Origin of the sequence: Microcoleus sp. A006_D1 (assembly GCF_036702805.1) — a bacterium.
In the GTDB taxonomy this organism is placed as follows: Bacteria; Cyanobacteriota; Cyanobacteriia; order Cyanobacteriales; family Microcoleaceae; genus Microcoleus.
Genome location: NZ_JAUBVZ010000022.1, coordinates 65,360 through 77,824, shown reverse-complemented (window position 1 = coordinate 77,824; position 12,465 = coordinate 65,360). Strand labels below are relative to the sequence as shown.

The window sequence follows — 12,465 nt, the reverse complement described above, 5'->3', positions numbered from 1 at the left end:
GTAGTGAAGACGAAGAGTCCTCACTACAAACCTTTACACATTGCGGGTAATTGACCAGGCGTGGTATGAGAGTAAAAAAGATGACCTCACCCCAAAATTTAGATTAAGGTTCAATCTCCCAGATTTATCTGTGGAGTAAATCTCAAATCGAAAATGGAAAATCTCAAATAAACTGGCGGCGGACTAATTTTCATCCGGCTGGGTGGGAAATGTGACGGTAAAATTAGTCCAGCCATTGCTGCTTTCAACCTCAATTTTTCCTTGCAACTGTTCCACAAGTTTTTGAACCAAAGCTAAACCCAAACCTGTACCTCCTTGTTTCCAGGGATCGGCGTTGGGAACGCGATAAAATTTCTCAAAAATTCGAGGCAATTCCTCTGTCGAAATGGACGATTGATTGCTGAGTGTAAATTGGATGGAGGAAGCCTGAACACTTGCTTGTCGCGGATTTTTCCCTTGTCTTCCATCTTCCATTTCTCCATTTTTGCACTCTACCCTGAGAGAGATTTCGCCGTCATTGGCAGTATATTTGCAGGCATTGTTGAGGAGTTCTGCTAAAATTCGTCCCAAACTAGCGCGGTTAGAAGAGATAGTGGGGAGGTGGCGATCGCACTTTACTCGCAAATGCTGGTGGCGGTTCTGGGCGCGGGTGTAAAATGGGTCGATAATAGTAGGCAGCCAGACTTCTAAGTTTACTGGTTCGAGGTCGATCGGACAAGTTGCTGCTTCGAGCCGCTGCAAATCGAGTAAAGCATTAATCAAATCGGTTTCTCTAGTACATTCTGTTTCTAAAATTTCTAAATAAATCTGGCGTCGGTCTGGTGTGGGAGAAATTCTCAGCATATGAATAGCCATTTTCATATTAGCTAACGGCGTCCGCAGTTCGTGAGAAACTGTGCTGAGAAATTCATCTTTGAGGACATTTAAATGCTGGAGTTCCTGCACTTTTAGCTGCAATTCGGCGGTGCGTTCTTGGACTTGGCGTTCGAGGTCGGTGTTGAGATTTTGTACTTGCTGATAGAGTTGGGCTTGCTGAATGGCGATCGCGATTTGAGTTGCCAGTTGCAGCAGCAAATCCAATTCCGAAGGCTGCCACTGCCGGGTTTTGGAACACTGATGGACGCACATCATCCCCCACAAATTGCCGTCTTGCAAAATTGGTACAATCAAATAAGCTTTGATTTGTGCTTGCTGCAAGCGCGCATATTTTTCGGGACTCAAACTAGCTTGGTCGATATCTGGGACGGCATAAATCTCCTGTTCCATCGCAAATGCAGCTTCTTGCCACATACGATCTGGCATCATTTCTCCCAAGATAGAAGACCAGTTGGGCGCAACGGATTCTGCTAAAAAAATGCCGAAATTGCTCGACTCCAAACGCACGATCGCTACTCTGTCGGCGTGCAAAACTTGCCGGACTTCATCGACGCTGGCGTGGAGAATTTCTGCGAGGTTTAAGGATTGGTGAATCCGCAAGGAAATTTGAGTTAACAGCCGATCGCGCTGCACCTGTTCGTGAAGTTTGGCAGTCCGTTCGCGCACCTGCTCTTCCAATTTGGCATTGCGGCTTTGCAGCAGTTCCAATTTTTCCGATTGCAGTTGATAAACTGACTGCTGCAACTGTTTGACAACTCGGTACATTTCTGTGGGATCGAGGACTCTGAGCAAGCTGGTTTGAGTGATAATTCCCAACAGTTCGCCGCGCGCCCCGCACACGACCAACCGCTGCACTTGTTGCTGCTGCATTTGTTTGTGCGCCGTCCACAGTGAATCGGAAGGTTGTAGAAATTGCAGGGGAGTTCTCATGACTTTTTGAGCTGGGGTTTGCTCGAAATTTAGTTCGAGAAACAGTGCCTGCACGATGTCGTATTCGGTAATAATTCCCAGAGGTTGGTGAAAGGAATATTGAAAAATGGAGGTATAGTCATCTTTCGGCTTCTCCATTGTTAATTCTTTATTTTTTGTAATGACTACGCAACTGACTTGATGCTCTGACATCAGTTTGGTTATGCTGAGGAGCGAGGCGGTGTGGGGCGCTGTAATTGGCGTAGTCATCAATTCTGCTACCCGCCGCAATTTGAGAATGTTGGAAGGCTGCAATACTTGGCGAATTCTTTCCCGCGTCAGCACTCCTACCAAGTGGCTCAATTGATTGACGATCGGCAAATAGCGAATCTTGTGCTGGCGAAATAACGATAAAGCGGTAAACACGTCTTGCTCGTCGGATTCTGTGAGGGAAACCGACACCGGGGACATGACTTCGGAAATTGGTATTTTGTGCGAGGCTCCTTTTTGCTGGCTGTCTATTTTGCCAGAAGCGATCAGCCTCACTAAGTCGGCGGGAGTCAGTATGCCGATTAACAGCCCGCGGCTGGGGTTGTCGGATAAGTTGCCTGTGGTAATAGTCTGCTGGTTTTGCACGACGAGCACGCAGCGCGCCCGCACCTTGTCCGGCGCGGTTGTTTCGCCCGTCGCCCCCCGGTCTGCGGGTGCAGGTGTTTTGACTAGGGGACAACTGTTTTGCAACTGACTCATCAGGGCGATCGCCACTGCTAAGGATGTTTCTGGCCCCGCAGTTAGGGGGTAGCGGTCGATCGCTTGTTCTAAGGCTGAGGAGTAAAAAGGCGGGTGATAAAAGGGCATAGTTGATTGCAGGTTGTCGGAGGGCGGAAGCGCGATCGGGCAAAGCCTTAGGGAACGGCCCAAACACCTCGCCTGTGCTTGAATTTTAAATAATAGACTTTCTAATTTATTATTTCTACGCAATCTGAGCTTTAGATTAATGGTGTCACTAATACGCAATCTCACCGATCTGAAATCCTGGGGCGGTTTTTACTGCCTGCTTTTTTTCGTGAGACTCCCCTATAATCAAAATAACCCGAATGTAAAGTTTTACTACAAGATTTACCATAATGACAATTTTAAGCTTAGAGCAAATTGCCGCCAAGTTAGAAAGCGAAAATTCAGCCGATCGCATGGTGGCTTTGGCAAACTTGCGGAACGTGCCGGCAGCAGAGGCTGTACCTTTGATTAAAAAGGTGTTGAATGACGAAAGTTTGCAAGTGCGATCGATGGCTGTGTTTGCTCTCGGGGTCAAACCGACAGCAGAGTGCTATCCTATTCTAGTCAAATTGCTAGAAACTGACCCGGATTACGGCATTCGCGCTGATGCTGCGGGTGCTTTAGGCTATCTGGAAGATATCAGAGCTTTGGAGGCTTTGGTGCGGGCTTTTTACGAAGATACTCAATGGTTGGTGCGCTTCAGTGCGGCTGTTTCTCTGGGAAATCTCAAAGATCCCCGGGCTCGCGACGTGTTGCTGAAAGCTCTCGAATGCGAGCAAGTGGTGATCCAGCAGGCGGCGATTTCGGCTTTGGGGGAAATTAAGGACATTGGTGCGATCGATCGCATCCTCAACTTTGCTCAGTCAGAAGATTGGCTGACTCGCCAGAGACTGGCTGAAGCTTTGGGTCATTTGCCGAGTGTCAAGAGCGTTTCGGCTTTAAAATATTTAGAAAAAGACAGAAATGCCCAAGTTTCTCAAGCGGCAACAATTTCTCTCGATCGCCTGTCAACAGCAGAAGCGTAAAAATTTGTAGAGGCGGGTTCACCGAAAATCTGTAATTTAAGCAGTAGAATCAGATCAACCCGCCCCGGCTGCGATGTTTGAAAAAAGTTATTGTTTTGGGAGAGGGAGTTAAATGCCCTACAGTCAATTTAGCGTCGAACAAATTAAGACAAATTTTGGCATAACTTTTACTAGAACAGTTGGCTTGTTTGCCGATATCCCTGAAATAGAACCCAGCAATTTTTTGCAAGAAACTTTGCAATTTAATCTGCCTTTAGCACTAGAAATCAATTCAGAGAAAGCTCGCTCCGAGCTAATTGTCGCGCCGATATTAGTTGAAATCAAAAAACGGCTACCGGAACGGATGAGTTTATTCTCTGGTAGAGAGTTCAATGTAGATGCTGCTAGGGGTTTGAGCGGTTATTGCGATTTTTTAATCAGCCGATCGCCCGAACAGCTAGTCATTGAATCCCCAGCGATCGCCTTGGTTGAAGCCAAAAATGATAATATTCAATTCGGCTTAGGAGAGTGCATGGCCGAAACCATCGCAGCACAAATATTTAACGAGCGTCACGAAAATGATATTCAGACAATTTATGGAGTTGTGACAACTGGGAGTATCTGGAAATTCTTTAAGCTAGAAGGAATTGCGATCGAAATTGACACAGACGAATATTTTATCAATAATGTTGCTAAAATCCTCGGTATCTTAATAAATTTTATCGACTCTTGAGTGAAACCAGAATATACGATCTAAGCTGCTGCGTGCAAATCGCAAGTTACAATAGTTGTTAATATCCTTTAACCAAAGCCAGCCATGAATCAAGCGCCCAATCCTTTTAACTCAAATCCCTCCAATCCGCTAGACCCCTTGGAGCAAGAACTTGACGAGCAAGGCGAAGAAATGCCGAGACAGTACCACCCAGCTACTAAAAAAACTCTGCAAAAAGCCTTTCTCATCCTGGTAGTTGTTGGGGCAATTATTGGGGGAATTTTATCTATAGGGGTGATTTCGCTGCTGCAAAAAGCCGGACTTACTGATGTGCCGGCGCGGGTACAGACTCCGAAGTAATATCGACTCGGAAGGATCTGTCGATGCTAAATGCACCAATCTTCTGGGATGAAGCTTGAGAAATGATGATGTTTGTATGGATTTTTTCAAAATAGACTTGAATTGCAAAAATACTTAGGACGCTGCTCAAAGCCCATCCCACAAACTTTTTTTTCTTGTGGGATGGGCTTTGAGCAGCGTCCGAAAATTTGATTAAAAGGACTTTTGCAATTCAAGTCTAATATAGCAACCGCGCCCGACGGTAAAGACGTTCTTAATTGCTGAAACCGTTGCTTTTCTTCCTTCTTCCTTCTTCCTTCTTCTATAATTGATGCTTAAAAATTCTACGGCTGCGCCAGATGCGATCGCGCGGCAGATTTCCGAAAAACTGGTCTCCGCTGGCTTTCACGCTCTTTCTGACCCCCTGCGGATTCAGATTTTGGAGTTGCTGCGGGAACAGGAGTTGTGCGTTTGCGATCTGTGCGATCGGCTGGGAGTCCCTCAGTCTAAACTCTCTTTCCACCTCAAAACCCTAAAAGAAGCCGCTTTAGTCCGCAGTCGCCAAGAAGGCCGCTGGATCTACTACAGCCTCAATTTAGCTCAGTTTCTAGCCCTGGAACAGTACCTCGCCGAGTACCGCCGTTTCAGTCAGATGCTGCCGGCGCGCCCTTGTTCTGACGCGGGTTAACCCATCAATATTTTTTGATAAGTAGACTCATAGAGCCCCTTTTATATACTTGACATATCAAATTTTATTGATATGATGGATTGAAACCAATAAGTTGACCTGCATCACAGGGGATTTAAGCCCCCACCTTTAGGTGGATTGTTTTTAGGCAGGGGATTTAAGCCCCAGCCTAAAAACTTCGCACTCCGAAGTCAACTGTCAACTGTCAACTGTTAAAGCGATGGGTGCAACAGCAAAGAAGTTAGCTTTTAGCGAAAATCGAGATTGCAGGCGAGAAGCGATCGCCGAATGCCTCGGCACGTTTATTCTAGTTTTTGCAGGCACTGGCGCTGTGATGGTGAACAAAATTAGCGGTGGTTCTGTAACTCATTTGGGCGTTAGTTTTGTATTTGGTGCAGTTGTAGCCGCGATGATTTATGCGATCGGGCACATCAGCGGCGCGCACTTTAACCCAGCGGTAACATTAGCATTTTGGGCGAGCGGGTTTTTCCCAAAATACAAAGTTTTGCCTTACATTTTGGCGCAGTGTGCGGGGGCGATCGCAGCTTCCGCACTGCTGCTAATTACTTTAGGAAAAGTGGCAAATATTGGTGCAACTATCCCTCTTAACGGGCACTGGTTGCAGTCTCTAATTTTAGAAACAGTTCTGACTTTTATCCTGATGTTTGTGATTCTGGGTTCGGGACTTGACAGGCGCGCTCATATCGGTTTTGCGGGGATAGCAATTGGGTTAACTGTAGGCTTAGAAGCTGCATTTATGGGGCCGATTACGGGAGCGAGCATGAATCCGGCGCGATCGCTCGGCCCGGCTTTAATTGGCGGCATTTGGGAACACCACTGGGTGTACTGGGTTGCTCCGATTTGGGGCGCACAGTTAGCAGTCGCTGTTTACCGACAAATGTCTAACGGATTTCGGGATTTTAATTGAAAGCATCATGGCAAATTTCACGCACAAACCGAGAATTTTGTTTTTATACGGCTCTTTAAGGGAGCGTTCTTACAGCCGTTTATTGGCAGAAGAATCGGCTCGAATTATTGAGGGCTTCGGTGCTGAAGTTCGGTTTTTCCATCCTCTGGAATTGCCGATTTATGGCAGCGTTCCCGATACGCATCCGAAGGTTCAAGAATTGCGGAAATTGAGTTTGTGGTCGGAGGGTCAAGTCTGGTCTAGTCCAGAAATGCACGGCAATATTACGGGCATTCTGAAAAACCAAATTGACTGGATTCCTTTGAGTATTGGGGCTGTGAGGCCGACTCAAGGCCGTACTTTGGCGGTGATGCAAGTTAGCGGCGGTTCGCAGTCTTTTAATGCTGTTAATACTTTGAGGATTTTGGGCCGCTGGATGCGGATGTTTACGATTCCGAATCAGTCTTCGGTTGCTAAGGCTTATCAGGAGTTTAATGATGATGGGACGATGAAGGATTCGCCTTTTCGCGATCGCGCGATCGATGTAATGGAGGAATTGTACAAGTTTACCTTGCTGTTGCGGGAGCAAACGGACTATTTGACCGATCGCTACAGCGAACGCAAGGAACAAGCGGCTAAGGAGGCGATCGCCCTAGCAAATCGCGCCCTGGAATTACCCGGCGATTGAAATCGCGGAGAATCACCCGGCGATTGAAATCGCGGCGACACAGACAAAACCCGCCTCCGCGGGTTGAAGAATCTGGGATTTCTCTTCAGTCTGCTGAGGCAGACTTCGTTTGTGTAGCCGCGGTTTCTAACCGCCGGAAACCCGACAACAACCAATAACCAATAACCAACAACCAATAACTCACAACAACAAAAAACCATGAAAAAAGTAATGTTCGTTTGCAAAAGAAACTCCTGCCGATCGCAAATGGCAGAAGGATTCGCTAAAACCATCGGCAAAGACAAAATTGCCGTCACCAGTTCCGGCTTAGAATCAAGCAGAGTTCATCCGACAGCAATTCAAGTCATGTCAGAAATCGGGATTGATATCACCGACCAAAAATCTAACGCATTAAGCGAATTCAATGCCGAAGATTACGATGCAGTAATTTCTCTGTGCGGCTGCGGCGTGAATTTACCCGAAGCGTGGGTTGTGCGAGAAGTATTTGAAGATTGGCAACTCGATGACCCCGACGGACAACCAATCGAAACTTTTCACCGCGTTCGAGATGAAATTAAAGCACGAGTTGAAAAATTAGTTGACTCTCTCAAACCAGATTAATCTCGAAATTATCATCCTTGGCTTGGAGTGGCGATCGATTCTCAACTGACAAATTTTAACCTGTCGCTGTCGCATCCAAAAAATTAGTGCTAAATTATGAGAGGCGTTCCCCCGGAACGCCTCTACATTCGTTGCGAGCCAAGACTAAAAAATTTAGCACATGATTCAGACCGCCATCACGCCTTTCAGAAACAAACTCAACTCAGCTTTAACTAAAAAGCAGATTACAGTTTTACAAATTAATCTGGGGAAACGCTGCAATCTCGCTTGCACTCACTGTCACGTAGAAGCTAGCCCAACACGAACAGAAGAACTTTCCCCGGAAATTTGCGAACAATTAGTTGAAATCATTCGCCGTTTTCCTCAAATTCAAACTGTTGACCTCACGGGCGGCGCTCCCGAAATGCTTTACGGTTTTAAACCGCTGGCGGAAGCTGCGAGGGCGATAGGTAAAGAAGTAATTGTTCGTTCTAATTTGACGATTTACTTTGAAAAAGGCTTTGAAGATATTCCCGAATATTGCGCGCATCACCAACTTAGAATTGTGGCGTCGCTGCCCTGCTACCAAGCTGATAATGTTGACAAAATGCGCGGTAGCGGTGTTTTTGACAGTTCGATTCGGGCGCTGCAAAAGCTAAATCAGTTGGGATACGGGAAAAACCCCAATTTAATTCTGGATTTGGTATACAATCCGCAAGTGCCGTCCACAGAAAAGTTTTCGTTAACACCGGAACAGGGCAAGTTACAGCAAGATTATCAGGTTTATTTAGCCGAACATTTTGGGATTTGTTTCAATCAGTTGTTCGCGATTACTAATTTGCCGGTGGGACGGACTAAGTTTCATTTGGAACACAAGAAACTGCACAAGCCTTATCTGGGGTTTTTGGAGGATAATTTTAATCCCGGTACTCTGGATCATTTAATGTGTCGCAATGAATTGTCGATCGACTATTTGGGCAATGTCTACGACTGCGATTTTAACCAAATGGAAAATCTGCCCGCGAAAACTGGCAGCGGGGAAAGGATAACTGTTGCTAAATTGCTGGAATCTGGTAGTTTAGATGTGATTCCAGAGGTGCAAACTGCTGCTTATTGCTACGGCTGTACGGCGGGTAGCGGTTCTAGCTGCGGCGGTACTTTGATTTGATTTAAGGGAAAATTTGCGCTTATAGCAGTTTTCAATTCTGTGAAATACAGGACACGGCACTGCCGTGTCCCTACCCTGCAAGCAATTTAGACTGAGGATTTTAGGTAATGAATGATTCGGAATCGCCTGCTGAAAATCCGCCGCCATCCAACAGGTGGAAGCTGTTTTTAGGGATTGCTTTAGCTGCGGTTTTGATTGTGGCGGCTAAGTTTTTCAATTTTCAAGGAATTCTGACAAATGCGCTATCGGCGATCGCCAATCTCGGCCCTTGGGGCCCGGCAGCTTTTATTCTGATTTACATTGTCGCAACGGTTTTATTTATCCCAGGTTCCTTGCTGACTCTCGGTTCTGGGGTTTTGTTCGGAGTCGTTGGTGGTGCGGTTTGCGTTTCCATCGGCTCGGTTTTGGGCGCAACTTGCGCTTTTTTAATAGGTAGGTATTTAACTCGCGATTGGGTTTCCAAACAGATAGAAGGTAATCCCAAATTTCAGGCGATCGACTCCGCAGTTGCCTCTGAAGGATGGAAAATTGTGCTGCTGACGCGGCTTTCGCCCATTTTTCCGTTTAATTTGCTTAACTATGCTTTTGGAGTCACGCAGGTGTCTCTCAGAGACTATTTTTTCGCATCTTGGATTGGGATGATTCCCGGAACTGTGATGTATGTTTATATCGGTTCCCTGGCGGGGAGTTTGGCTGCAATTGGAGCACAAGGGCGATCGCGCACTACTGCTGAGTGGGTTCTGTACGGCATTGGTTTGCTCGCCACCATCGCCCTCACCGTTTATGCAACCCGCTTGGCCAAAAAAGCTTTAGACGCAAAAATTTCTCCTTGAAGCCCCAGCGCAAACTGGTAAAAATGTCAATACGGTTTTGCCCATACATTATAATACATTGCTAATTTAAAAAAATCCGTATTTTCTCTGTGTTATTTACAAGAATTTTGTTATACAAACGAGATAGATATTAAAGATATCGTAAAGCACTAACCTGAAGTAGGTAAACCCAAGGTCGAAATATAAAAGTGATGCCAAAATAGAATGCGATCGCGCGATCGGAATAAAAAATGTTGGCAGTCAGGAATGCAAGCCCTTACTACTTGCCTGATATTAATTCTGCCGGATGACGAAGGACAAATGCCGTTCGATCAATTCGACTCTCGACGAGAACATTTGATGATGCAAAAGCCAGCAAATCAAGCCCGAGCTGTGTCAGCGCAGCCGCCCCACCAAACAAAAAAGCTGCGCCGCCTTTGGCAAAACATCAGCAATTCTGCTCAATCGCGGTGGCAGCAAGCGAACAGTCTGTGGCAGCACAGACGGCAGCGCCGCCATTTGCTGACCCTGCTAATTCTGGTCGGCACGGCTTTAAGCATTAGCACAACTGCTTGCATCAGCTATTTTTTTGTGCGCGGACTAATCCTCGACAATTTAAAAGAAATAGCACTATTAAAACTAGAAAAAGGTACTGACGAAATCGACCGCTGGCTCAGCAGCCGCAAAGCAGAAATAGAAACCATTGCTTACGATCCTACGGTTCGCACTCTCAATTGGAAATTAGTCGAGCCCCGGTTGCAAGGAGAAATATACAGGTTAAAAGAGTATTTCGTCCTGTCATTAATTCAACCCGACGGATCGCTAATCAACACTCTAGGCAACCGCGCGAACAGCAAAGACCGCCAACACTTTCAAAAAGCAATGGCCGGGCAGCTCAACGTTTCCGACCCGCTGATCGGCCGCAGTACAAAAATTCCGTCGATCGTCATTTCAGCTCCTATTTGGGCCTTGCCTCCCGCTCCCAATCAAGTAATTGGAGTCCTATCGGGCAGCATTAAATTAGACAGAATAGCATCTGTGGCTAATAGCTTGCAGTACGGTTCAGACAGTTATGCTTTTGCGCTCAATTCAGAAGGAGTGCCAATTGTTCATCCCAACAATAACTTAATCGGAAATATCGATCGGCAGGCCCCAAGCTTTTTACAGTCACAAGACCCCGCACTCTCCACAATTGCGCGGCAGATGATCGATCGCCAGACGAACATCGAACTGGTAAAAATCGATCGCAAATGGGTGTATGTAGCCTATGCTCCCCTGGATGAAGTTAACTGGTCGATGGCTTTAGTAATTCCCCGCGAAAATATTGAATCCCAACTGCAAGCATTAAATTTGCTGACATCCGTCGTCGCCGGACTGCTCGTCCCGGCAATGCTCGCAGCAATTTGGCTAATTTACTCTTCGGAAAACAATCGCGCCCAAGCGGAGCGAGAAGCCATGCTCAACCGGATTGCCGGACGCATTCGGGCTTCTCTAGATTTAGACGAAATAGTGCAAAGTACAGTCGAAGAAATAGTAAATTTGCTGCATCTAGAACGAGCGGCTTTTGGTTGGTACGAACCGCAAAACAAAATATTACAAATCCTGTGGGAATGTTGCCAATCTGATTGTCCGACACAAACCATAAAGTTTGAGCCTTACTTTGTCGGAAATTTGTCAGTACGGAGCGGTCAATCCGAGCCAATTATTCTTTCGAGCGACACTTGGGCCCAGGGTGCAAGCCAACCGCTGGAACTTAAAGCTAATAGCTATTTAGCCGTGCCTGTCCAGACTCAAAACCCGCCGCAGGGTTATTTAATTTGCAGCCATGCTACTCAGTGGTTTTGGAGCGGGGAGGAAATCAAACTGTTAAAAGCTGTAGCAGACCAACTGGCGATCGCCATTACTCAAGCTCACCTTTACAGTCAAACCCAAGACCAAGTAAAACTGCTCAATGGTGCCTTAAATGAACTTAAAAAAACTCAAACTCATTTAGTGCAGAGCGAAAAAATGTCATCTCTCGGTCAAATGGTTGCCGGGATAGCGCACGAAATAAACAACCCGGTTAACTTCATTTCGGCTAATTTGCCTCACACTACTAAATATACTAAAGATTTATTAGAGTTGGTGAGTTTATACAAACAAACATTCCCCGAGGTTCCCCCGGAAATCGCAGATTTTGCCGAAGAAATCGAGCTGGAATTTATCGAGGAAGATTTGCCGCATATATTGAATTCTATGAAAATAGGCACGGAACGCATTCGCACCATAGTTCTTTCGTTGCGCAACTTTTCTCGCCTCGATGAATCTGACAAAAAGCAGGCGGACATTCACGAAGGTATGGAAAATACCTTGCTGCTGCTCTCCAACCGCATCAAAAATAGAATTTATATAGTTAAAAGATACGGAAAAGTGCCTTCAGTCGAGTGTTATCCGTCTCAGCTAAATCAGGTGTTTATGAACTTGCTGAGCAATGCGATCGATGCCTTGAACGAGCTCGATCGCCTGGATAAAATTATTACTATTTCCACGGGCATCGTTCGCGAAAATGGCGGAAAATTTCTGAAAATCGCGATCGCCGATAACGGGCCTGGCATTCCCGACAGCGTTAAAGACCAAATTTTTAACCCATTTTTTACTACCAAACCCGTGGGGCAAGGCACTGGTTTGGGATTGGCAATTAGCTACAAAATTGTAGTGGACGGACACGGCGGCAGCATCAAAATTTCTCAACCTCCGGGCGGCGGTACGGAGTTTTTGGTGAAAATTCCGATTATTAACGAGCCTCAAGAAGCAAGCAGGAAGAGGGAAGTTCGGCAACGAGCAATGTACGGGAGTTCATTCAGTTGACCTGGGACAGTTGACAGTTGACAGCACTTAACAAAAGAAGTCCGAGGATTGGAGTAATGAATAGTCGGATTTTAATTTCTCCCTACAAGGGTGGAGGCTTTAAACCAATTCTTTCTGGTAAACGCCAATCAATCGCAAATCGCCAATCAATCGCCAATC

11 protein-coding genes are annotated in these 12,465 nt (G+C 46.1%); 10 read left to right on the top strand and 1 reads right to left on the bottom strand.

Annotated features, from left to right (window positions below; genetic code table 11):
* Positions 1 to 183: 183 nt before the first annotated feature.
* Positions 184 to 2,643, bottom strand: coding sequence for a CBS domain-containing protein (locus QUB68_RS27025; RefSeq protein ID WP_332998017.1), 2,460 nt, complete (start codon positions 2,641 to 2,643; stop codon positions 184 to 186).
* A gap of 269 nt (positions 2,644 to 2,912) precedes the next feature.
* Between QUB68_RS27025 and QUB68_RS27020 the strand changes: the two genes are divergently transcribed.
* From QUB68_RS27020 to QUB68_RS26975, 10 genes are all read left to right on the top strand, one after another.
* Entirely contained in the window at positions 2,913 to 3,587 is a 675-nt protein-coding gene (locus QUB68_RS27020) for a HEAT repeat domain-containing protein (protein ID WP_332998016.1), read from the top strand.
* Between the two features lie 112 nt (positions 3,588 to 3,699).
* On the top strand, positions 3,700 to 4,299 hold the full coding sequence (locus QUB68_RS27015) for a hypothetical protein (RefSeq protein WP_332998015.1): 600 nt from the start codon (positions 3,700 to 3,702) through the stop codon (positions 4,297 to 4,299).
* A gap of 84 nt (positions 4,300 to 4,383) precedes the next feature.
* On the top strand, positions 4,384 to 4,638 hold the full coding sequence (locus tag QUB68_RS27010) for a hypothetical protein (protein ID WP_332998014.1): 255 nt from the start codon (positions 4,384 to 4,386) through the stop codon (positions 4,636 to 4,638).
* Between the two features lie 310 nt (positions 4,639 to 4,948).
* Positions 4,949 to 5,305, top strand: coding sequence for an ArsR/SmtB family transcription factor (locus QUB68_RS27005; RefSeq protein ID WP_332998013.1), 357 nt, complete (start codon positions 4,949 to 4,951; stop codon positions 5,303 to 5,305).
* A gap of 220 nt (positions 5,306 to 5,525) precedes the next feature.
* Complete coding sequence (locus tag QUB68_RS27000) at positions 5,526 to 6,233, top strand: MIP/aquaporin family protein (RefSeq protein ID WP_332998012.1); 708 nt, start codon at positions 5,526 to 5,528, stop codon at positions 6,231 to 6,233.
* Positions 6,234 to 6,240: 7 nt separating this feature from the next.
* On the top strand, positions 6,241 to 6,900 hold the full coding sequence (gene arsH, locus QUB68_RS26995; protein WP_332998011.1) for an arsenical resistance protein ArsH: 660 nt from the start codon (positions 6,241 to 6,243) through the stop codon (positions 6,898 to 6,900).
* 198 nt (positions 6,901 to 7,098) lie between these two features.
* Complete coding sequence (gene arsC, locus QUB68_RS26990) at positions 7,099 to 7,500, top strand: arsenate reductase, glutathione/glutaredoxin type (protein ID WP_332998010.1); 402 nt, start codon at positions 7,099 to 7,101, stop codon at positions 7,498 to 7,500.
* Between the two features lie 160 nt (positions 7,501 to 7,660).
* Positions 7,661 to 8,647, top strand: a complete 987-nt coding sequence (gene arsS, locus QUB68_RS26985) for an arsenosugar biosynthesis radical SAM (seleno)protein ArsS (RefSeq protein WP_332998009.1) — start codon at positions 7,661 to 7,663, stop codon at positions 8,645 to 8,647.
* 107 nt (positions 8,648 to 8,754) lie between these two features.
* Entirely contained in the window at positions 8,755 to 9,480 is a 726-nt protein-coding gene (locus QUB68_RS26980) for a TVP38/TMEM64 family protein (RefSeq protein ID WP_332998008.1), read from the top strand.
* 246 nt (positions 9,481 to 9,726) lie between these two features.
* Complete coding sequence (locus QUB68_RS26975) at positions 9,727 to 12,306, top strand: ATP-binding protein (RefSeq protein WP_332998007.1); 2,580 nt, start codon at positions 9,727 to 9,729, stop codon at positions 12,304 to 12,306.
* The last annotated feature ends 159 nt before the right edge of the window (positions 12,307 to 12,465 follow it).